14 protein-coding genes and 1 tRNA gene are annotated in these 20,033 nt (G+C 38.0%); 5 read left to right on the top strand and 10 right to left on the bottom strand.

What is annotated here, in order from left to right; genetic code table 11:
• Positions 1–9 precede the first annotated feature (9 nt).
• A complete protein-coding gene (cysM, locus tag FLEMA_RS70175) occupies positions 10–894 on the bottom strand; it encodes a cysteine synthase CysM (protein WP_044171998.1) in 885 nt (294 codons plus the stop codon).
• Positions 895–939: 45 nt separating this feature from the next.
• Positions 940–1,740 (bottom strand): serine O-acetyltransferase, encoded by an 801-nt coding sequence (locus FLEMA_RS70170; protein WP_044171996.1) that lies wholly within the window; start codon positions 1,738–1,740, stop codon positions 940–942.
• A gap of 386 nt (positions 1,741–2,126) precedes the next feature.
• Here FLEMA_RS70170 and fbaA point away from each other — a divergent pair, with 386 nt between their 5' ends.
• On the top strand, positions 2,127–3,209 hold the full coding sequence (gene fbaA / locus FLEMA_RS0126750) for a class II fructose-bisphosphate aldolase (protein WP_026996193.1): 1,083 nt from the start codon (positions 2,127–2,129) through the stop codon (positions 3,207–3,209).
• A gap of 125 nt (positions 3,210–3,334) precedes the next feature.
• Positions 3,335–4,123, top strand: coding sequence for a LytR/AlgR family response regulator transcription factor (locus tag FLEMA_RS0126740; RefSeq protein WP_026996192.1), 789 nt, complete (start codon positions 3,335–3,337; stop codon positions 4,121–4,123).
• A 3-nt stretch (positions 4,124–4,126) separates the two neighbouring features.
• On the opposite strand, the gene FLEMA_RS70165 is transcribed toward FLEMA_RS0126740, so the two are convergent.
• Both FLEMA_RS70165 and FLEMA_RS70160 read right to left on the bottom strand, forming a co-directional pair.
• Positions 4,127–4,726, bottom strand: a complete 600-nt coding sequence (locus FLEMA_RS70165) for a precorrin-2 dehydrogenase/sirohydrochlorin ferrochelatase family protein (RefSeq protein ID WP_310587222.1) — start codon at positions 4,724–4,726, stop codon at positions 4,127–4,129.
• Between the two features lie 139 nt (positions 4,727–4,865).
• Complete coding sequence (locus FLEMA_RS70160) at positions 4,866–6,518, bottom strand: fatty acid--CoA ligase (protein ID WP_144080114.1); 1,653 nt, start codon at positions 6,516–6,518, stop codon at positions 4,866–4,868.
• 623 nt (positions 6,519–7,141) lie between these two features.
• On the opposite strand from FLEMA_RS70160, the gene FLEMA_RS70155 reads away from it, so the two are divergent.
• Positions 7,142–9,541, top strand: coding sequence for a T9SS type A sorting domain-containing protein (locus FLEMA_RS70155; protein ID WP_081681334.1), 2,400 nt, complete (start codon positions 7,142–7,144; stop codon positions 9,539–9,541).
• 61 nt (positions 9,542–9,602) lie between these two features.
• Positions 9,603–10,640 carry a WD40/YVTN/BNR-like repeat-containing protein gene (locus FLEMA_RS0126605; protein ID WP_026997826.1) on the top strand — a complete coding sequence of 346 codons (1,038 nt, stop codon included), beginning with the start codon at positions 9,603–9,605 and terminating at the stop codon, positions 10,638–10,640.
• 1 nt (position 10,641) lies between these two features.
• Here FLEMA_RS0126605 and FLEMA_RS70150 read toward each other — a convergent pair whose 3' ends face one another.
• From FLEMA_RS70150 to FLEMA_RS70130, 6 genes are all read right to left on the bottom strand, one after another.
• A complete protein-coding gene (locus FLEMA_RS70150) occupies positions 10,642–11,568 on the bottom strand; it encodes a DMT family transporter (protein ID WP_044171992.1) in 927 nt (308 codons plus the stop codon).
• Positions 11,569–11,708: 140 nt separating this feature from the next.
• The gene (der, locus tag FLEMA_RS70145) at positions 11,709–13,031 is read right to left on the bottom strand and encodes a ribosome biogenesis GTPase Der (protein WP_044171991.1); all 1,323 of its coding nucleotides are present in this window, start codon (positions 13,029–13,031) and stop codon (positions 11,709–11,711) included.
• Positions 13,032–13,153: 122 nt separating this feature from the next.
• On the bottom strand, positions 13,154–14,089 hold the full coding sequence (era, locus tag FLEMA_RS70140) for a GTPase Era (protein WP_044171990.1): 936 nt from the start codon (positions 14,087–14,089) through the stop codon (positions 13,154–13,156).
• Between the two features lie 165 nt (positions 14,090–14,254).
• A tRNA-Met gene (locus FLEMA_RS0126520) sits at positions 14,255–14,327 on the bottom strand.
• Positions 14,328–14,506: 179 nt separating this feature from the next.
• Positions 14,507–15,235, bottom strand: coding sequence for an ABC transporter ATP-binding protein (locus FLEMA_RS70135; RefSeq protein ID WP_044171988.1), 729 nt, complete (start codon positions 15,233–15,235; stop codon positions 14,507–14,509).
• Between the two features lie 154 nt (positions 15,236–15,389).
• A complete protein-coding gene (locus FLEMA_RS70130; RefSeq protein WP_044171987.1) occupies positions 15,390–17,831 on the bottom strand; it encodes a tetratricopeptide repeat protein in 2,442 nt (813 codons plus the stop codon).
• A 637-nt stretch (positions 17,832–18,468) separates the two neighbouring features.
• On the opposite strand from FLEMA_RS70130, the gene atpD reads away from it, so the two are divergent.
• Positions 18,469–19,986, top strand: coding sequence for a F0F1 ATP synthase subunit beta (gene atpD / locus FLEMA_RS0126390; RefSeq protein ID WP_026997825.1), 1,518 nt, complete (start codon positions 18,469–18,471; stop codon positions 19,984–19,986).
• The last annotated feature ends 47 nt before the right edge of the window (positions 19,987–20,033 follow it).

Genomic DNA, 20,033 nt, shown 5'->3' with positions numbered 1-20,033 from the left:
TATAGCTTACTAAGCTCCAAACAAGTCGCTAGACAAATACCTGTCGCCACGGTCGCAAATAATACAAACAATAACGCCACTTTCTAGCTCCTGAGCCAATCTAACAGCCGCCGAAACAGCCCCACCGCTACTCATTCCTCCAAATACACCTTCTACTTTGGCAAGCGTATTGGCCATAGTTCGAGCTTCTTCTTCCGAAATATCCATAATTCTATCTACTCTACTAGGGTCAAATATTTTGGGTAAATACTCCGTTGGCCAACGTCTTATTCCCGGTATTTTAGCCCCCTCGGTAGGCTGGCAACCTACAATCTGAATATCTGAATTTACTTCTTTCAAATACTTGGAAGTACCCATAATAGTACCAGTAGTACCCATCGAGCTTACAAAGTGAGTTACCAATTGTTGTGTGTCTCGCCAAATTTCGGGGCCAGTGGTATTATAATGAGCCAAGTAATTGTCGGGGTTAGCAAATTGATTAAGCATCAAGTAGCCCCCTTCCGCTACCTTGGCCTCGGCGTAGTCACGTGAACCTTCGATACCCACACTGGCAGGAGTAAGGGTTACTTTGGCCCCAAATGCTTCCATCGTAAGTACCCTTTCGCGGGTAGAGTTTTCGGGCATTACCAATTCAATATCAATATCATAAAGACGGGCAATCATAGCCAGTGCAATACCTGTATTGCCAGATGTAGCCTCGATAAGCTTGATACCCGGTGTGATTTCGCCACGTTCTAAAGCTCCTTTGATCATACCATGAGCTGCACGGTCTTTTACCGATCCTCCTGGGTTATTGCCTTCCAGTTTTCCATAAATCTTTACATGGGGGTTAGGATTAATTCTATTTAATTCTACCAGTGGCGTATTGCCAACCAAATCTAGTAATGTTGCCATTTTGTATATATGAATAATAAGCTTATGCCGTAGTTTTGTAATGGTTTATTGTAAAATTTTTACTTGTTCCTGATGATATATTTTGGTTTGAGGAGGCACACTACGGGTAAGCCAGACATTCCCGCCAATAATGGAATTAGCCCCCACAACGGTTTCGCCACCAAGGATAGTAGCTCCCGAATAAATCACAACATGGTCTTCGATAGTTGGGTGTCTTTTGAGCGAAGCCATTTCCTTACTTACCGACAGTGCCCCAAGCGTTACACCTTGGTAAAGCTTTACATGCTTGCCAATTGTGGTGGTTTCGCCTACAACAACGCCCGTACCGTGGTCTATCATAAAGTATTCGTCGATATCTGCTCCTGGATGAATATCAATACCTGTTTTTGAGTGAGCATATTCTGTCAAAATACGAGGAAGCATCGGAATACCCATTTCGTACAAGCCATGAGCCAGCCGATAAAACGTAATAGCATAGAAACCCGGATAAGCCCTAATAACCTCATATTCGCTTTGGGCGGCTGGGTCGCCCGATAAAATGGCTTGAATATCGGTTAGTAATATCCTATATATTTCAGGAAGTTTTTGTATATATTTGCTAGACAAGCCACGAGCGTCGTCGTCCAGATGCTGTTGCATTGAGCGTAACAATCTAGTCAAACGTAGTTCTATTTGGTCAAAAGCCTCCTGTAGTTCGTCCAAGCACCCATAATGTCTTTGTGTTTGTTCGGGAAAAAGCGTCATCATAATATCTGTAAAAAGTTCTTTTACAGCTGATGTAGGAGGGAAAGTATTGGGTTTGGAATGCTTTTGACAAAGCACCTCCAAAAAGTCTTTTGGTAACATATCGTGAAGAGTTGAACAAACCCTCATTAAAGCATTGAAATAGAGCCAAGATTGTTTTGCTGACAAAATTAGGGAATAGAAATTAGACTAGCCAAAATCTTACACAACTTCTCAAATTTCGATGCAATTGTAACATTAAATATGCCGAATTGATTCGTATTTTTGTGCAATACAGAGCTTGTATACTATATACCCAAAACCACAAGCCATAAGTATAGTACAATGATAATATAATTTTAGGGGAAAAAGATAAGTTCTATAATTTTTGCTCAAAACCAAATTATATTTTGCATTTGTAGTACAAAACAAGTATAAATTACTAATTTTGAATACTATTTAATTGTAAAATTAGGTAGGTTACGTTTTTAACAAGAAAAAATTTCACTATGTCAAGTTTAGCTACTCAGAAAGGTGTATTGCATGGAGATGCAGTGCAAGAACTCTTCGAAATTGCCAAGAAACACCAATTTGCTTTACCAGCCGTAAACGTTACCGGTACAGATACTGTTAATGGTGTGTTGGAAGCTGCCAAAGCAGTGAACTCTCCTGTAATCATTCAGTTCTCTAATGGAGGTGCTCAGTTTTATGCAGGTAAATCATTACCGAATGGCAAGCAAGAGGCATCTATTGCTGGTGCAATCTCTGGTGCATACCACGTACATCAATTAGCTGAGGTGTATGGAGTACAAGTTATTCTTCATACTGACCACTGTGCTAAGAAATTATTACCTTGGTTAGACGGTCTTTTGGATGCTGGCGAAAAATTCTTTGCTCAATATGGCAAGCCTCTTTTCTCATCGCACATGATTGACCTTTCTGAAGAACCATTACACGAAAATATCGAAATCTGTGCTAAGTATCTTGAAAGAATGTCAAAATTAGGCATGACTCTAGAGATTGAATTAGGTGTTACAGGTGGCGAAGAAGATGGTGTTGATAACTCGGATGTTGATTCATCAAAATTATATACTCAGCCTTCAGAAGTAGCTTATGCTTATGAAGAATTGAGCAAAATCTCTCACCGTTTTACTATTGCAGCTGCTTTTGGAAACGTACACGGGGTTTATAAACCTGGTAACGTGAAATTGCAACCTGTTATCTTGAAAAACTCTCAGGATTTTATCAAGGAAAAATACGGTTTGGAAGCTGAAAAGCCTATCAACTTTGTATTCCATGGTGGTTCGGGTTCTTCTCGTGAAGAAATCCGTGAGGCAATCTCTTATGGTGCTATCAAAATGAATATCGATACCGATTTGCAATGGGCGTTCTGGGAAGGTATTCTTGGATACTACAAAGCAAAAGAAGGTTATTTGCAAGGACAAATCGGTAACCCTGAGGGCGATGATTCTCCAAACAAAAAATATTATGACCCACGTGTTTGGTTGCGTAAAGGTGAAGACACATTCGTAAGCCGTTTGAAGTTGGCTTTTGAAGACCTTAACTCGGTAGGTGTAAACCAGTACTTGTAATCCAAAATAGGTATTAAATTTTGAAGCCGTTTGATAGAAATATCGAACGGCTTTTTGTTTTGTCAATCGATAAACTCAACTTTACAGTTTAGAAAGAGATTAAGACTAGCACACGATAGTAAATTATGAAAACAGATTTGCCAAACTTTAATATATTGATTGTTGAAGATGAAGCTATTGTAGGAATGGACCTTGCCGCCAGACTAGAACATGAAGGATATGGTGTGTTGGAGGTGGTCGATAATGGTTTAGATGCTTTGGCCTTATTTCGTGAAAACAATGTGGATTTGGTCTTGCTAGATATTCAAATTAAAGGGAAATGGGATGGAATAGACACGGCTATACAAATTAATCAGGTAAAACCTGTACCTATTATTTACCTAACAGCTCAGTCCGACACAGAAACACTTGAGCGAGCCAAAGAAACACACCCTTCGGCGTACCTGACCAAACCCATTAATTCATCAAACCTAAGAATAGCTATTGATTTGGCTATTCATAATTTTGCTAAAAAAAGGGCAGAGGTACGCAATATAAAAGTATTGCCTAATGTCAATGTCACTAAAGAAAGTGCCTCGTCGAGAGAAGCTATTTTGCAGATAGATAACCATATTTTTATCAAACAAAGTTATCAGTTTACTAAAGTACGTTTGAGTGATATTTTGTTCTTGGAATCAGACAATAATTATGTTCATATTATTACAACCAACAAAAAATTTACGCTACGTTTAACCCTTAATGGGGTATTGGAACGTATCAACTATGATAAATTGGTAAGAACACACCGCTCTTTTGCTATCAATATTGAACAAATCGATTCATTCAACGACCATGAGGTATTATTGGGTAAATATACAATACCTCTTGGACGTAATTATAAAGACGATTTCTTGAAGTTTTTTGATTTCCTATAGCTTTTATTCTTGTTTATTTTTTACCATTTCTTCGGTAATCTGATTAAGAACACGTATTTTTTCTTGAAAATCGCCCTTAATAGATTTTCTAATTTCCCGAAGGTTGTCGAGGAGGCTTTGGATATTGTCAGGAATAATATCATCTAAAAATTCACGGATTCGTTTGGCCATTGTTGGCGACTTTCCATTGGTCGAAATAGCGATTTTGAGGTCGCCTTTTCTAACAATAGAGCCCAAATAAAAATCACACAAATCGGGTGTGTCGGCTACGTTACAAAGAATATGTTGCTCGGCCGTAACTTTTTTGATACTGGCATGTAGGGCAGGGTTATCGGTTGCCAAAATCACCAAATCACGATGGTTCAGGTCCGAAAACTCAAAAGGGCGTTCTATCAAAGTTATAAGAGGGAAATCCTTGGCAAAATCTTGAATAGCTTGGCTCATAAAGCTGGCAACTACTGTGATTTTGGCCTGAGGGCTGTTGATAAGCATTGCCGAGAGTTTTTCTAAACCAACGTTGCCACCGCCCACTAGCAATACATTGAGTTCGCTGAGCTTTAAAAAAATAGGAAATAAATCGTTTTGGCTTTTGTCTGTTTGCACGATACAAGGGTTTTTCAGCAAAGTTGATTAAGGTTGTTTTAAAACAATGCTGTAAATGTAATAAAAAACCTTGCTGAGAATCCCAACAAGGTTTAAGTAATCAAGCATTTATATAAAACATTTTGAAAACGATATGAACCTAAACGGTATCGATAGATGCCCTAATGGCTTTTTTATCTATTTTTCCAACCGAGGTTTTGGGAATAACCAATGTAAAATTGACCGATGCAGGAACTGTCCAAGGCGTAATTTTGCCTGCATCTACAAACTGCTTCATGTGTGCATGCAAGCTTTCTTTAGAAATAGCTTTACCATCCTTTGTCACAATCAGAGCATGCGGGCGTTCGCCCCATTTGGCATCAGGAATACTCACTACTGCTACTTCCTGCACGGCTTCGTGCAAGCCAATCATATTTTCGAGCTCTATCGAACTAACCCATTCACCTCCCGACTTAATTACGTCTTTGATTCTATCACAAATTTTGAGTGAATTGTCCTTATTCATCGAAGCAACATCGCCTGTATGCAACCAACCATCTCGCCAAAGGTCTTCCGACTTGTCGGCTTCTTTAAAATATCCTTGTGTTAGCCAAGGCGTTCTAAGAGTAATTTCGCCAACATCTTCGCCATTATGAGCAATTGTATTGCCCTGTTCGTCTACCAATCGAATATCCACAAAAGCAGAGGGAGTTCCTGTGCGTGTGCGTGCTTCTACCTGAAAATCAATATCGAGATTTTGTTGCTCTTCTGGACTGACATAAACAGTCGAAACAATTGGGCAAGTTTCGGACATACCATATCCCGTAATAACGTCGACACCTCTTAGTAAAGCAGCTTTTGCCAGTGGCTTGGGTAATGCCGAGCCACCAATTACTACTTTCCATTTAGATAAATCTATGTTTTGAGTAGCAGGATGCGATACAAACATCTGTAAAATAGTGGGTACACAATGTGAAAATGTAGGCTGTTCCTTCATAAAAAATTTTAGAACAGACTCTGGCTCAAACTTTCCAATATACACCTGTTTGGCTCCTGATAGCGTAGCTACATAAGGGAATCCCCAGGCATGGACATGAAACATAGGCGTAAGAGGCATATACACATCCGAGTTGTTGAATCGGCACGCACCGTCGATGGTACTAAAAGTAAAACAAATAGAAAGTGTATGTAATACTAATTGTCTATGGGTAAAGTAAACGCCTTTAGGATTACCTGTTGTACCTGTTGTATAAAAAGTAGTAGCGACAGCATTTTCATCAAAATCAGGGAAGTCAAACTCGTCGGATACTTTTGCAAGCAAACTTTCATATTCACCATAAACCGTTAGGGTATTATTACTTTTATAGCTTGGTTCGTCGGTACAAACAATAATACCTTTTACAGTTGTCATTTCCTGAGCCATCGATTCTAGCAAAGGCAAGAAATCGGCATGACAAATAATAAGGGTATCTTCGGCATGATTAATTGTATACAAAATTTGGGCAGCCGACAAACGCCAGTTAATAGTATGTAATACATTGCCAGTCATAGGAATGGCAAAAAAGCATTCTAAATATCTATGAGAATCATAATCAAGAACAGCAATCGTCTGAGCACCATCTATCTCAAGGCTTTCAAGTACATTGGCTAGTTTATTTACCCTTTTGGTTAAGGTAAAGTAATTATAGCGGATTAGGTCTCGGTACACAATTTCCCTTTCAGGTTCAATTTTGGTTGAGTACGCTAAAATACTTTTGATGAGTAGTGGATAATTAAAAGCTTGGCTTGCAGATGCTAACTTCCTGATTTTCATAATTTCTAAAAGGATTATCTAAGTAGTTGTACTTAAAATAATTATAAAAAATATTAAATGGTTAATGTTTGTTCAAATATACAAAAGTATTTTAAAATGTTATATAAAATACCAATAATCGTTTATGTTATATACTAATTGATATATCCAGAAAGTAGCCTATCTTAGGTGTGTGGAGTGAGTCATAATTAGTTTGAGTGAAAAAAAACTTATAACAAAAGGCAGTCTATTCGCATAAGTTTGTCGAAAAAATGAGAATATTCTCCTGAAATTCCATTTTAAAACAATATATTGCTATCGTGAATTGATGTATTGCAAAGCTCTGATTGTTAAAATTTAAAAATATAATGCTCTAGTATTCACGGACTAGCTAGAGAAAAACCCACAAAAACAGGCATATTCTGTGAAAATCTGAGTAAATAATTGTACAAAAAAAGAATTGATGCCGTTTAAAAAGTTTAATGCGTTTTGTATGGTATATCGTTTATCTTAGTTTAAATTTACCCTGTATTTGACTAACTAATTGCAATTTTGTGAATTTTAGCTTGTCATTTATGCTATGATAATTCACTTGTAATGAGTAATCTTAACCTAAAATCAGTTTCTTAAATACTTTATAACTTATGAGCACCCTTACTCGCAACAGTCTTTTAGCTTTAGTTTTATTGGTGGCAAGTCCTATGGCTTCATGGGCTGAGTCGCTAATAGGAGGAGAGGAATTGGCAAACGCCAAACCTAAAGTATCCAAGGTATTACCTCCAAGTCCACCATCAATCAGTAATGCAAATGTTATCGTTTGCGGTTACGAAAATGTTGATGACCCAAGAAGTACAGTGCTAGTAAATGCTTCTGGTTGTGATAATGGTACAATTCAATGGTACAATTCCGATGGAGCTGACTTGGGTACTGGTAGCCCAAAATACTTTACAATTTCTAGCGAAACGCATATTCATGCCACTTGTAAAGTAGGTTCAGAAGAAAGTACTCCTTCTAATCAAATTCATGTGCCTTACCTAAAAGCTCCTGTAAAAAGACCAATAGTAATTGCCGAAGCCAATGGAAGTGACAAATATGTAGAAACTTGTGAAGGCAATAGCTTAAAATTGTATTCAACTGTAGATGATTCGGCTTACCTTTATTCTTGGGAAAGAAATGGAGCTGCAGGCAATTTTAGCCCAACTACCGCTGGCTTAGGAAGCCCACGTCTTACAGTTGATATTCCAGGATATTATAACCTTGTTGTACGCTCAAAGGAATGTCCTAATGTAGCTGTTTATGCTGTAAATACAGTATATGCACAATTTTATGAAAGACCTACCAAACCAATTATCACAGGTGACTCGCTATTTTGTGAAGATAAATCTGTTAGCCTAAAAGCAGATAGCTCTCGATTTGTAGCAAAATACCAATGGTTTGTGAATGGCGTAGTTCAAGATAGCTTGGGTACAACAAGTCTTATCAAAAAGTTTAATAAAACTGCTACTATTCAAGTAAGAACACTCGATAGCAGACTGGGTTGTCAATCGTTTCTTTCTGAGCCTGTCAATCTGAAAGCACTTAGAGTTCCTGCTAAACCAACTATTACCGCTTCTAAAAAAGGGGCTGCTATTTGCCAAGGAGATACGCTTTCGCTTACTTCAAGCTTAGGGTTTAAATATTTGTGGAACAATGGTGCTACAACAGCTAGTTTAAAGGGGATTAGAACTGTTGGCAAATATGCTGTTCAAGTAATTGATACAAGTGGTTGTGTTTCGCCAACATCAGATACTACCCAAATTACAGTATATGCGTTGCCTGCCAAACCAAGTGTTTCTGCCGATGGCCCATTAGCTTTCTGTGATGGATTTAATGTAAACTTAACCTCATCGACACAAAGCAAGTATATTTGGAGTACCTTAGAAACAACTAAGTCGATTAAAATTACTAAGTCTGGTTCATACACAGTAGCTGTAAGAGATACAAACAACTGCCTTTCACCATCTTCGGATGCTGTTCTTGTAACTGTTTATGCTTTGCCAGCCAAACCAACTATTACAGTAAAAGGCGATGGTAAAGTAACATTCTGTGCTGATAGAAGTGTTGTATTGGAGTCGTCAAACCTTGCTAGTGGTGAGGCTACTAAATATAGATGGACAACTACCGATTCTACTCGCTCAATTACAATCAAAGTCACTACCAAAGCGGCTGTTCGTGTGATTGACCCAAGAGGCTGTGTTTCTCCTTTGTCTGACACGGTATCTATTAATGTATTACCATTGCCAGATGCCCCAACGTTATCTGCTGAAGGGCCATTAACTTTCTGTTCAAGAGATGTTACGAATTATGCGAAAGAAAACAGCGTAAAATTAATCGCAACAACTGCAGTCCCTGCTCATGAGGTTACTTGGAATACAGGTTTAGTATCTAAAATTTTAGATAATGTTAAAATCTCTGGACAATACACGGCTACTTCTAAAGATGCTAATGGTTGTGTGTCGGCACGTTCAACACCAATCGTAGTTACAATTAAAGAAAGCCCAAGTGCTGCAACAGCAAGTATTGCACCGGATGGAGCCTTTACCTTAAAAGCAGTGAATTTCCCTGATGGAACAGACTATGAATGGAAATACGAAAGTGAAACAACACCTTTGTCTTCAATTTTGGCATCTGTAAAAGCTGACCGCAATGGTAACTATTCGGTTCGTAGAAAAGTAGTTTATACTGTACCTGCTCCGTTGAATACGTTGGTTTGTTATACTGATTTCTCAAAACAATTTAATTTCCAAGAAGACCCAGACTTCAAAGGTCTTTCAATCTATCCAAACCCAAGCAATGGTGTTCTTACAGTTGAAACATTGAAAAATTGGGAAAAAGTATCTATCACAATTTACGATATTATTGGTCGCTTGATTTATACAGGTACAGTACCAAGTATCACAGGTAAATTGGTTGTAGATTTGAAAAACCAACCAGAAGGAACATATTTGTTCCGCTTTGAAGCAGATGGTTTTGAATTGACCAAACGTGTGATTATTAACAGATAATTATAAAAACTTTATTGAAAATCCCCATTATATTACATAATGGGGATTTTATTTTGTAGCTATGACAAGAAAACTTATTGGCATCGTCGGCCTACTAATGGCTTGGAATTATACAACAGCTCAGTGGATTACACAGAATATAGCAACATCGGCTAGTTTTAGAGGGGTTCATGCTGTTACTGAGAAGACTGTTTGGGCAAGTGGTAGTAAAGGAACAATTATTAAAACCTCAGATGCAGGAGCAAAGTGGGAGGTTTTTACTGTGGCAGGAGCCGAAAAACTTGATTTCAGAGATATTCATGCCTTCGATAGTAAGCATGCTGTGATTATTAGTGCTGGAGAAGCCAGCGAAGGAGCGGCAAAGGTTTATCGTACTGCTGATGGTGGTGTTACATGGTCGCTAGTTTTTGAGACGCAAGAGAAGGGTGTTTTCTTTGATGGTATTGACTTCTGGAATAAAAATGAAGGAATTATTTTTTCTGACCCTATTGAGAGCCGATGGTATATCCTCAAAACAACCGATGCAGGAAAAACATGGAATAGAATAGCTTCCGACAATTTTGCTTTATGTAAGTCCAACGAAGCTGCATTTGCTGCTTCGGGTACAAGTATGCTAACAGTAGGCAAACAAAAGGCTTTTATTTGTACGGGGGGTACTACTATAGCAAGGGTTTTTAAAAGCGAAGATTTGGGGCAGCATTGGGTGGCCGTCGATACCCCTATTCCTGCGGGAAAAACAAGTGGATTATTTGGAATGAAGTTTTGGGACGAACAGCATGGTATAGCCGTAGGTGGCGATTACTTAGAGGTAGAAAAAGCCGTACCCAATGTAGCCATAACACAAGATGGCGGAAAATCTTGGCAATTAGCTCAACAAACAACTCCTTCTGGACTCAAAGAAGGAGTTGACTTATACAAAAAGAAAATACTTATTGCTGTAGGGCCTTCTGGGACATCCTTTTCAAGTGATTTTGGTAAAACATGGATAATGATAGATAAGTCGGCTTTTCATGCCATTAGTATCAAAGGCTCTGGTATTTGGGCTGTTGGTGGCAAAGGAAATATAGCACAACTCAATACAAAAATCCTAGGACAATAGCCTAGGATTTTCCTTTTATAGAAATCATCAATACGCCAATCAGTACGATTATAGTGCCGCCAATTTGCCAAAATGTAATAGGCTCATCTAAGAATATATTGGCCATAATAATAGTAGCAACAGGGCCAATACTACCAATAATAGAGGCATTACTCGAACCAATTTTTTTAATACCATCCGAAATCATAAAAGAAGGAATAACAGTGGTAAATAAGGCCATAATGAATGAAAGTACATAAACCTCTGTGCTATATGAAAATAAGCCAATCGGCTTGCTTAGATAATAATGAATCAGTACCATCATCGTAGATATTAACATTGCATAGCAAGTAAATCGTAATGAGCCAACTTTGGGTATCATTTCGCCACTGCCTATTAAGTATAAAGCATAGGTAAATGCACTTAAAAATACCAATATCGAGCCAATCACCAAGTCTTTTTGCATACCCAATTGCAAGTCAGGAATAAAAGCAAAAACTACCCCTAAATAGGTAATCAACAAAGCTATATATTGAATAAGGACAATAGGTTTCCTAAAAAAAATTGCAGAGATAACCACAACGATGGTTGGATATACAAACAAAATCAACCTTTCAACACTCGCTGTTACATAGCTAAGCCCCCAGAAATCAAATAAAGCGGCCAAATAATACCCCACCAACCCAATAACAAGCATGGCAAACCATTCTTTTTTACTGAGCTTATGAGTATGTTGATCTTGCTTATTGTTGGCAAGAAGAATACAAAGATAGAATGGGGCCGAGAACAGCATTCTTAGGGCTAAGAGCGAAATAGTATCTACATGATAATGAATGTAGTTGTAACGCACTAAAACAGCCTTGCCAGCAAAGGCAACAGCTCCAAAGAAAACTAAAGCAACACCAGTATAATAACTGGTTTTTTGGGGGGGAGGTAAAGGTTGGTTCATGATACGATAGAGGGTATAAAAAAAGAGCCTTTCTACAATAGAAAGGCTCTTTGGTTGAAAATTATTCCATAGCAATCCTTTCTTAATCTTTTGAGATTAGGAGGTTTAGCCATACAAGAATTGCAACAGAATATGTCATATTACTTTTTACGGAAAAATAACTGAATAGGAACACCCGAAAAATCGAAATGTTCACGCATTTGATTTTCTAAATAACGCTCATAACTTTCTCTGATATACTGTGGTAAATTACAGAATAACACAAAAGCTGGCGATTTAGTAGGTAACTGAGTTAGGTATTTAATTTTGATATATTTACCCTTCCAAGCTGGCGGCGGATAGTTTTCGATAACCTGTAACATCACGTCGTTTAGCTTTGAAGTAGGAATACGTTTCGTTTTGTTTTCGTACACATCCAATACCTTTTCAATGGCTTGGAAAATACGTTGTTTTTCCTTTACAGAAGTAAAGATAATAGGCATGTAGTTAATAGGAGCAAGACGTTGGCGAATGGCATCTTCCAAACGCTTTGATGTCATCGAGTCTTTTTCTACCAAGTCCCATTTATTTACCATCAATACAATACCTTTTTTAGCTTTATCGGCCATCGAAATAATGTTCATATCTTGGGCCTGTAAGCCCGTCAATGGGTCGATTGTGGTGGCATCTACAAGCACAACAGCAATATCACATTCTTCCATTGCCTTCAATGAACGTAAAATAGAATAGTACTCTAAGTTATCGTCAATTTTGGCTTTTCTTCTAATACCCGCAGTATCGGTAATAATAAAGTCTTTTCCGAAAAGGGTATAGTGGTTGTCGATAGCATCACGTGTTGTACCAGCAATATCAGTTACAATGCTTCTTTCTTTTCCTAAAAGAGCATTCAAAAACGACGATTTCCCTACGTTAGGTTTTCCCAAAATAGCAATCTTTGGAATACCCTGATGAGGATTTTCGATACCTTCTTCAGGAAAGTGGCTTACCACTTCATCCAAAAGATCACCTGTTCCCGAGCCACTTTCGGCAGCAATAGGGTAAGGTTCGCCCAAGCCTAATTCATAAAATTCTGCAGCTGTGAGTCCTTTTTCGTAAGTATCAGCCTTGTTAGCTACAATATAAACGGGTTTTTTAGAACGACGAAGCACTTGAGCAAAGTCTTTGTCTAAGTCTGTCAAACCTGTTTGACAATCTACTACAAATAATAAAACGGCGGCCTCGTCGATAGCAAGTTCTACTTGTTCACGAATAGCTCCTTCAAAGGTATCGTCCGAGCCGTGAACGTATCCACCTGTATCAATTACGGTGAAGTACTTACCAATCCATTCACCAAAGCCATAGTGGCGGTCTCTTGTTACACCCGACACGTTGTCCATGATTGCCTTCTTCTGTTCGATAAGGCGATTAAAAAGCGTGGATTTTCCGACGTTTGGACGACCCACAATTGCTACTATATTTGACATTTCTAAATTTTGAGCTGTTCCCTGTGTATTCTACATAGCTGGCGAATAACAAGCACCTCAACGTTAAAGTTAATCTATACTTTTAAGATACAGGTCTAGAAAAAATATGCTTGATAGCGATACTAATCTTGGCTATACCCAAACTGTTTCAGTTTTTGAGCCTTAGAACGCCAATCTGGTTCTACTTTAATAAATTGTTCGAGGAAAACCTTTTTGCCAAAGAATTTCTCCATTTCCTCACGAGCCTGAGTACCTACTTTTTTGATGGATTCGCCTTTATGGCCAATCAAAATAGCTCTTTGAGTGATTCTTTCAACATAAATTTCTGCCGAAATTCTGATAATATTTTCTTCTTCTTTAAAAGCAACCACTGCTACTTCGCAAGAATAAGGAATCTCCTTTTTATAATTTTTAAAGATTTTCTCACGGATAATCTCTGAGGCAAAAAAGCGTTCGGGCTTATCGGTGAGTTCTTCTTTGTCAAAATAAGGGGGATGCACAGGTAGTCGTTCAACAATGCTATCAAAAATCAGGCCTGTATTTTGTTCTTTGAGTGCCGAAATAGGAAGAATATCTTGTGTCGGGAATCTTTCTCGCCAATGAGCAATTTTTTCTTCAATTTGTTCTTCTGTAGCTAAATCAATTTTATTGATTAATAGAATAACAGGAACGTGGTCGATTCGGCTTAATTTATTGATAACATCATCTTCGTCGTATTTTTCAAAAATGTCTGTTACAAACAAAATAACGTCGGCATCTTCGAGCGAGCTATGAACAAAAGTCATCATCGACTTATGTAACTCATATTTGGGAAGAATAATACCTGGGGTGTCTGAGTAAACAAGCTGAAAGTCAACGCCATTATGCTGACCATTCAGAATACCCATGATTCGGTGGCGTGTAGTTTGAGCCTTAGAAGTAATAATAGAAAGGCGTTCTCCTACCAAAACATTCATTAAGGTAGATTTACCAACATTGGGTTTGCCAACAATACTGACAAAACCAGCTTTATGATTCAATTGTTCCATGTCTAATCCACAATTATTCCTGTCTGTCATTCTAACTGGATTTCCCTGAAAGAATCTCGTTGGGAAAATAATTATCAAGATAATTTTCGGGAGATATATTCTGAGCCTGACTTAATTGACTCTTTTTGGGATGACAAAGGAATGAAATTTTTGTTAAAATAAAAAGACGAGCATTAAGCTCGTCTTTGACTCTAGTAGCAGGAGCAGGACTCGAACCTGCGGCCTTTGGGTTATGAGCCCAACGAGCTACCTACTGCTCCATCCTGCGGTGTTTCTTGATTGGAGTACAAAGGTACGAGCTTTTTTTGTAAATGCAATACTAGAGCTGAAAAAAAAGTGAAATATTTTTGTGTTATTTTATAAGGTGCTGTATTTTAAATATTTATAAATAAAAATATTTGTAGGGTTTTTTGAGATTGTTTTAGATGAATAGCTTTTTTAACCAAATTAATGGGCTGTATTACCCATAAGAAGGTCTTTTACTTTTTTCACATGAGGGTTTATTTTGTCGCTTTCTACCAATCCATCTCTTAATCTAAGAATTCTGTGGGCATATTGAGCAATATCGTCTTCGTGCGTTACCATTACAATGGTATTGCCTTTTGAGTGAAGTTGGTCAAATAAGTCCATGATTTCGTAAGAAGTCTTTGTGTCGAGGTTACCCGTTGGTTCATCGGCCAATAGAATAGAAGGGTCGTTTACCAAAGCACGGGCAATTGCCACCCTTTGGCGTTGTCCACCCGAGAGTTCGTTGGGTTTATGGCCTGCTCGGTTTTCGAGGCCAACCCCCTTCAATGCCAACATGGCTTTTTCAATACGGTCGGCTTTTGAATATCCTGCATAAATCAAAGGAAGAGCTACGTTTTCGAGCGACGACTGTCGAGGCAATAAGTTGAAGGTTTGAAAAACAAAACCAATTTCTTTGTTACGAACTGTTGCTAATTCGTTTTCAGACATCTTGCTTACATCCTGTCCATTCAAAATATATTTGCCCGAAGTGGGTGTATCTAAGCAGCCCACAATGTTCATCAATGTGGATTTTCCAGAACCAGATGGCCCCATAAAAGCAACATATTCTCCTTTGTTGACAGAAATCGTGACGGATTTAAGTGCATCAATGATTTCCTCGCCCATGATATAGCGTTTAGATATGTTACTTGTTTCGATGATTTTCATATTGCAATGATTTCAAAAGTGTTTTCAGTCTGCTTTGGTAATGAGAAAATCTAACGTTTATCAACTCTATAAAAAAATACTCTTAGCGTTGTATTAGGCTCTTTTCAAGAAGGTTGTGAGTGTATATTTTATTTTCCCAAACAAACATACTTATTTATTGAAAACCATCGCTTTGTTTTTCGATAAGAGATACTTTTACCTGATATTCAGGCAGAAAACGCTGATAATCGGTTGGGAAGGATTTTTGTAATGTTTGCAGGGCATCGTTTGCATAGCTTTTCATCCCAATAGCCAAGCTTTGTAAAATGTATAACTCCCATAGACGAGCATTGTTTTTTCGCCATTTTAGAGCATTGTTGAGTGCCTGATAGGCTTTTTCGGGATGCTTTTGCTTATTATAATATAAGGTGATTTTCTCTAGTAATGCGACATCGAGCGGATACTGATAAACGAGCTGTTGAGCGGCTTTGTCAGTAGTAATTGTTTGGTTAGGGGCATTGGCATAACTTTCTTTTTGAATAAGCGTATTGAGTAGTACCTGATAATATCGGTTTTTCTGTGTAGTAGTATCGCTATGAGCCCAAGCCTGAAGTTGCTCAAAGGTAAGTTGCTTGTCGGCTTTATAATATTGCTGAATGGCATGGGCAAATTCTAAATCTTCCGAAAACTGATCATTTTCGGTACGTTTGGCCAATTGACGAAAAGCGATGGATGTACCTTTTTCTTTCTGGAAAAGAGCCATATTGAATAAAAGAGCAAAGGTTGATACATTCAGATTGGAGTCAAGCTTGCTGATTGCTTCGGCAGCTTGGCTACTTTGTTCGGTAGCAAGTTTTAGAGTTAGTAAATTGGCCTGAAAACTATCGTAGTGATAATCTTGAGCTTTTTGTAAAACTTCTTTTTGACTAGCGAGCTTCCCATTTTTAGCCCAAAAGGCCAATATATTACTAGCTATAATTTCGGGACGTGAGCTATTAGGTAAGGCATTTTCCAAAGCAACAATACTCGAATCAGGAAGTTGGGCCTTGGTATATAAATAAGCAAGGTTATTTTGTAGCTCTCCGCTGGTTGGAAATCGCTTTATGCCCTCTTTTAGCGTAAATATAGCATCAAAAAAACGGTCTCTGTCAGAAAAGGAGCGTGCCAAGCCTTCATAAGCAAAAGGTGACGGGCTTTTGGCCAAAGCCCGTTTAAAATAAAGGGCCGCGGTTTCGTTATCGTTTTGGTGTAAAGCCAAGCTTGCCAAGGCGTAATTGGTTTTGTGGTTGCGAAATTCGGCCGATAAAGCTTTTTTATACTGAATTTCGGCAAAGATATATTCTTTGTTGGCAACCGAATTATCTCCTAATGTATTATAATAAGCCGTGACACATTGGTTGATAGGATAAAAAGATTTTATGGAAAGTAATGCCACAATAATAATAAGTGCCACAATTCTAAAAACATAAATCGGTAAGCTTATAGGCTTGAATACCACTTTATAAACCTCGAATTGTTGCTGAAAAAGAGGATAAAAATTGGCAATTACATACAAAAAAAATAGCGTACCCATTACCAGATGACTGTAGGTGATTGCATCTTCAATTACCTCAATCATAGGGTCGTTGGCGGTGGCAAAAGCAAACAAACTGGTAGCTAGTGAAAAAATTGCTAAACCAATATAGACCAAGCTTGCCGAGAAGCTTTGCCCAAGTACTTTTTCTATCAAAATCATCCGTTGTTTGATTCCCCAGATACCTAATAAGGTTGCAATTACCAATAGTAAAAATGGACTTATATAAAGCATATCCCAATCAATACTCTTGTTATTGTACAAAAACACAAGTAATACATTAACCAGATATGTGAAGGTTAAAATGCTAAAATTGAGCAAGCTCTGCGGGCTTTTGGTACTTGTTGCAATAATCAGAAAACCGTTGGGGATTTCGTAGGCTATCCAAAATACAAATAGGGTAGTAAAGCAAAGGCCGCTTAATACCTGATGGCTGGCAAAATGTGTAATAGTACTAGCCTGATGCGATAAGGATGCTACGAGTAATTCGGCAAAACTCAGATAAGCTACAAAGCTTAAAAAACGTATTAATACAGAGGTGTTTCGTTGGAAAGCATGAAAATAATAGCTTATACCAATAAAGCCTATCACAACACAAAGGCCAACGCTATGACCTGGTTGCAAAAGAGGTAGATCCCATTGCAATGACACCAAAAGAAGGACATTGAAGCCCATAAATACCAAGTACCAGACACGACCAATAAAACTAATTCCAGTATTGATAAGAGCCAATGCAATAATACCCAAAATTGTATATATCCAAGATGCTGCATAGTTGATAGCCATCGTAGAGGCCAGAAACTGCTCGCTAATTAAGAATGATTTACTAGGGATATTGAGGGTTTCTTGGGCAGTTTTGAACTGCTCGACACTCACCGAAGTTTCTTGAAGCTCGCTAAGAACGTCCCAATGAATCACATTTTGTAGGAAATTGACATAATAATAACCTAGCAATAGGCTACAAAGCAAAAGCAGAGCGATTGAAAATACAAAAACAAATTGAGTACTTTTTTGCCAGTTTTTCCAGAAAATAAGATGATTCATATTGATATAATAAATAATATAAGGTTCAAAACGAAAGGGTGACAAAAGTATTGATAAGCCAATCTAATATGGGTTTTTATGCTACAAAAAAACAAGGATTTGTAGAAGTTACAAAATTGGTAATAATTATACTTCCAACAGAATTCCTATTCAATATTTTATTTTTTCAATCAGGGTATAGCAATAACGAGTATTTAAGATTTGAATTATTTTGAGATAGATAATTTCATGAAAAGGAGGTAATTGATATGGGGAAGTTTTCAGACAAAATTTTATTTTGTATTTTTTTTTAGAAAATAAGAACAGCAGATTTGAGTATAAATCATCTAAAAAGCAATTATCAAGATAAGATACAATGAGGATGTAAATGATACTTTTTTTTGTTTTTTAGTATATAATCAAGAAAAAGTAGTGATAAAACCAAGAAAAATTTGAAAGAAGGACGGGGGATGATAATAGGCCAAACTAAATAACATTCAACAAAACCTATACCTTTTCAGCAAAAAAACTGGTAAAAATCCAAAAACAACAATTGGTTATCTGAGAATTACCAACTAATTTTGCACTCCGAAACGGTATAGCAAATCTAAACTTTGCTTAATCACTTGATAATCAGATAACAAAATCACAATACAAAATGGCAAATGCAGTCAATACAGGAAAGGTTACGCAAGTAATCGGTCCGGTTGTGGACGTGAGCTTCGAGGGCGAAGGCTCAAAACTCCCCGCAATCTTGAATGCCTTGGAAGTTAAAAAAGCCAACGGCACCAAAGTTATCCTTGAAGTACAACAACACTTAGGTGAAGACCGTGTTCGTACCATCGCAATGGAAGGTACAGAAGGTCTTCAGAGAGGTCAAGAGGTATTTGACTTGGGACAACCAATGTCAATGCCAACTGGTGACTCTATCAAAGGTCGTCTATTCAACGTAGTAGGTGAGGCTATTGATGGTATTCCTCAGCCTAAATCAGACAAAGGTATGCCTATTCACCGTCTTGCTCCTAAGTTTGACGAATTGGCCACTTCAACAGAAGTTCTTTTCACAGGTATCAAGGTAATTGACTTGCTTGCTCCTTATGTAAAAGGTGGTAAAATCGGTTTGTTTGGTGGTGCTGGTGTAGGTAAGACCGTATTGATTATGGAGCTTATCAACAACATTGCTAAGGCTTATGAAGGTCTTTCGGTATTTGCTGGTGTAGGTGAGCGTACTCGTGAGGGTAACGACTTGTTGCGTGAGATGATCGAATCTGGCGTAATTAAGTACGGTGATGCTTTCAAGCACTCAATGGAAGAAGGCAAATGGGATTTGGATAAAGTTGACCAAAACGAATTGTTGAAATCTCAGGCTACTTTGGTATTCGGTCAAATGAACGAGCCTCCAGGAGCACGTGCTCGTGTGGCCTTGTCTGGTTTGACAGTTGCTGAATACTTCCGTGATGGTGATGGCGAAGGTCAAGGACGTGATATCCTTTTCTTTATCGACAACATCTTCCGTTTTACTCAAGCAGGTTCTGAGGTATCGGCTCTTTTAGGTCGTATGCCTTCTGCGGTAGGTTACCAACCAACATTGGCAACTGAAATGGGTGCTATGCAAGAGCGTATTACTTCAACAAAACGTGGTTCTATTACATCGGTACAAGCGGTATATGTACCTGCCGATGACTTAACTGACCCTGCTCCTGCAACAACCTTTACTCACTTAGATGCTACGACGGTATTGTCTCGTAAAATCGCCGAGTTAGGTATTTACCCTGCTGTAGACCCATTGGATTCTACTTCTCGTATTCTTTCTGCTGAAGTATTGGGCGACAAGCACTACAATACTGCTCAACGTGTGAAAGAAATCTTACAACGTTATAAAGAATTACAAGATATTATCGCTATCCTTGGTTTGGACGAATTGTCTGAAGAGGATAAATTGGTAGTAGCTCGTGCTCGTCGTGTTCAACGTTTCTTATCGCAACCTTTCTTTGTAGCTGAACAGTTTACAGGTTTGAAAGGAGCATTGGTTGATATCAACGATACTATCAAAGGTTTCAACGAAATCATTGATGGTAAATATGACTATCTTCCTGAAGCTGCATTCAACTTGGTAGGTACTATCGAAGATGCTGTAGTGAAAGGTGAGAAATTATTGGCCGAAGCTGCAAAATAATTTGAAGATTTGAAAATGTGTCAATTTGAAAATAGATTGAATTGACA

Source organism: Flectobacillus major DSM 103 (genome assembly GCF_000427405.1).
Classification (GTDB): domain Bacteria; phylum Bacteroidota; class Bacteroidia; order Cytophagales; family Spirosomataceae; genus Flectobacillus; species Flectobacillus major.
The sequence above is the reverse complement of the archived record's forward strand: the minus strand, read 5'-3'. Positions and strand labels throughout refer to the sequence as shown.